This is a genomic window from Blautia glucerasea, from assembly GCF_013304385.1.
GTDB classification, from domain to species: domain Bacteria; phylum Bacillota; class Clostridia; order Lachnospirales; family Lachnospiraceae; genus Blautia_A; species Blautia_A ammoniilytica.
The window spans coordinates 1-2,613 of the sequence record NZ_JAAITU010000095.1; the positions used below are offsets into that span (position 1 = coordinate 1).

2 protein-coding genes are annotated in these 2,613 nt (G+C 43.1%); both read right to left on the reverse strand.

The window, feature by feature from the left end; translation table 11 throughout:
* Positions 1-94 precede the first annotated feature (94 nt).
* On the reverse strand, positions 95-832 hold the full coding sequence (locus G5B11_RS18365; protein WP_173729294.1) for an ATP-binding protein: 738 nt from the start codon (positions 830-832) through the stop codon (positions 95-97).
* Complete coding sequence (istA, locus tag G5B11_RS18370) at positions 832-2,457, reverse strand: IS21 family transposase (protein ID WP_173729295.1); 1,626 nt, start codon at positions 2,455-2,457, stop codon at positions 832-834. Before istA ends, G5B11_RS18365 begins: the two co-directional genes overlap by 1 nt.
* Positions 2,458-2,613 lie beyond the last annotated feature (156 nt).

Genomic DNA, 2,613 nt, shown 5'->3' on the forward strand with positions numbered 1-2,613 from the left:
TGCATTTTACGGGGCTCAGCGGCCGCCATTCTGTTTTAGAACGGCCGCTTTACGAAGTCAACGGCCGCCCATTTTTTAGTCAGAAGACCACTGCTTAGCGTGTGTTGATCTTAACCGTGTAGTGCTTTGTAGCTCTTTTCATGATGGAATTGGCAGATACCTCATCGTTGAGGATCATCGCTTTCCAGTTATCCGGATCACGCTGTGAACATACGATGGTGCTTTTCCTTTGCTCGTTTCGCTTCTCGAGAAGTTCAAAGAGGATTTTAATCTCTCTTTCGTCAGTGATTGTGTGAAGCAAGAAATCATCCAAGATGATCAGTTCCCATTTGAGATATTTCTTCATCTTGCGAGTATATTTATCGTAATCCTGCTCTTTAAGAGCTACCATGCTTTCCAAAAGTTCCTCGCTGTGAAAGTAACCGACGTTATATCGGTTGCAGGCCTTTATGCCGATAGCTTTTGCAAGGTAAGACTTTCCGGCATCTGATTCTCCGAGAATACAGAGATTGTAACCTCTTTCAATAAAGTCAAAAGAGGAAAGAACCTCTGTTATACCAGCAGGCAGATACTCCCGCTTGTCAGAGTCCACACAGTCTGACAATTCTTCAGGTGAGCCCTTCAGATGTGCCGCTGTTAAACGATTCTTTAATGTTGTGTTGATCTTTTCCTGAAACTGTGGTCCGATTAGTTCTGCAATAAGCGTAAGTCGATCCATTTCCAAGAATCCGGGTTTGTGATACAGATCATCCAATGTAGCTGCCATAGTTGAAAGTTTAAGTTCGTTCAGTTCATCAACGAGTTCATTTATCAGTGCAGTCCCCGTAAGCATTATTTATCGACCTCCTCTCGAATCTGATCAGCAAGAGCCTTGCTACGTGATAAAAGAGTGTCGATACTGGAAGCTTCCGGCGGCATTACATACCCTCCGCGTACCGATTCTTTCTTTGCCGATGTAGAATGACGATAGCCTGCCACTCCGAGATCATCTGCTACAACAGATATCGTATTTTTGATAAAGGTATATTTCTGCTTATTCAGAGCAATCGCCTGCTTACAGCACTCTTCCAGAGTCTTATTGCTGTATTTCTTTGTAAAGTTCAGGATACCCAGGCACATACGATAGGTCTGTACTTCGTATGGTCTGGATTTGAGGATAGTCCGGATAACAGTCTCTGTATTCTTACCAATGAGTTGCGCTTTCTGGATAAAATAAGGACCATTCCACTGAGTGAATCCTTTATAGTTATCTGGCAGATGTTCAGGATTGGTTGACCACTGCCCTTTACGGGTAGCTCTGGGCCATTCACAAAGAAACTCTCCGGCAAGGGAATAAATACGAACAACAGTTGAAGAAGCCTTAATAGATACTTTCTTGTGCAAAAATGCTTTGTCTACGCTATAATAAGCATTGTCAAAGCGTACGTGGAAGTCGCTTGATACCTTCGCCGTCTTTCTCTCCATGTACTCATAATGCATGGAGGGAAGCGGCATCAATTCAAGTTTCTCCTCTTCCCAATAGTAGTATCTATTGTGTTCTTTCTTCTTGAATGGTTCTTTATTAAGAGCTTCCAGTTCCTTCCAAAGGTCCCTATTAAACTGTTCCAGTGAGAAATACTGACGTTCTTCAAGTTTGTGGAAGAAGCCTTTCTCGAGAATGCCTACTGCGTTTTCTACAGAACTTTTGAATTTCGGCTTACGGACCTTCGCAGGAAGAATAACGGTGCCATAATGATCAGCCCAGTCAGCATAATCCTTGTTCAGTTCCGGCTCGATCCAGTCCTGATTAACGATAACGGCCTGTTTACAGTTATCACAGACTACTAAAGCAGGAACTCCACCAAAGTAATCCAGTGCGTGATTGTTGACCTCAATCCACTGTGGTTCCTTCGTTGAGAGCATTCCTTCTGCATAGATATACTGTGAATAAGGAAGGATAGCTACAAATACGACGATGACCATGATCTCACCGGTAAGAGGATCTGTCATTGAGAAGGTCTGACCGGCAAAATCAACTTCCATTTTTTGTGCGATAACGGCATTAAAGTGGACTGTCTCGTAATTCTCTTCACACCACTTGTTGTAGAGTTCACAATACTGACTGTACTGATAGAAGCGGGCACCTTCTTTTTCACACTTTTTCTTATAGCGATTCCAAAGAAACACGAGTGTCATGTTTTTACGTGTCGCCATAAGCTTGGCAGCCTCTTCATAATCAGGTAGCTCGATGTTCTCATTTCGACCTCCTGCTCCTGGTACAGATCCATACACTTTTAGGGCAATACCATAGTTAGTAATACCTGCTGGTAATGGAAAGTTCAGATCTTCGCACTTCTTGAATGCTCTCAAGAAGTCATTGACACCAGACTTGCTGAAACCAGTCTGACGTGCTATTTCGCTACCAGACATTGATAGCGCGTAGTGTTTGATAATGATGTCCTTGTAATCTAACTGCATACATTATCCTCCTTAAAATGATCTATTCACCATCACTGGGATGGCTACTATCATTATAAGGATTGGATTACATAGACTGGTAGAACTTCGGCTGTTCAGAAACGGAATGCGGCCGTTTTGCTCCGCAAATCCGGCCGTTTAGCTTCGCAATATGCA

Excerpts from the sequence above, each read along its gene's own strand:
- istA (WP_173729295.1), bottom strand. The coding sequence starts at position 2,457 with ATGCAGTTAGATTACAAGGACATCATTATCAAACACTACGCGCTATCA.
- G5B11_RS18365 (WP_173729294.1), bottom strand. The coding sequence starts at position 832 with ATGCTTACGGGGACTGCACTGATAAATGAACTCGTTGATGAACTGAAC.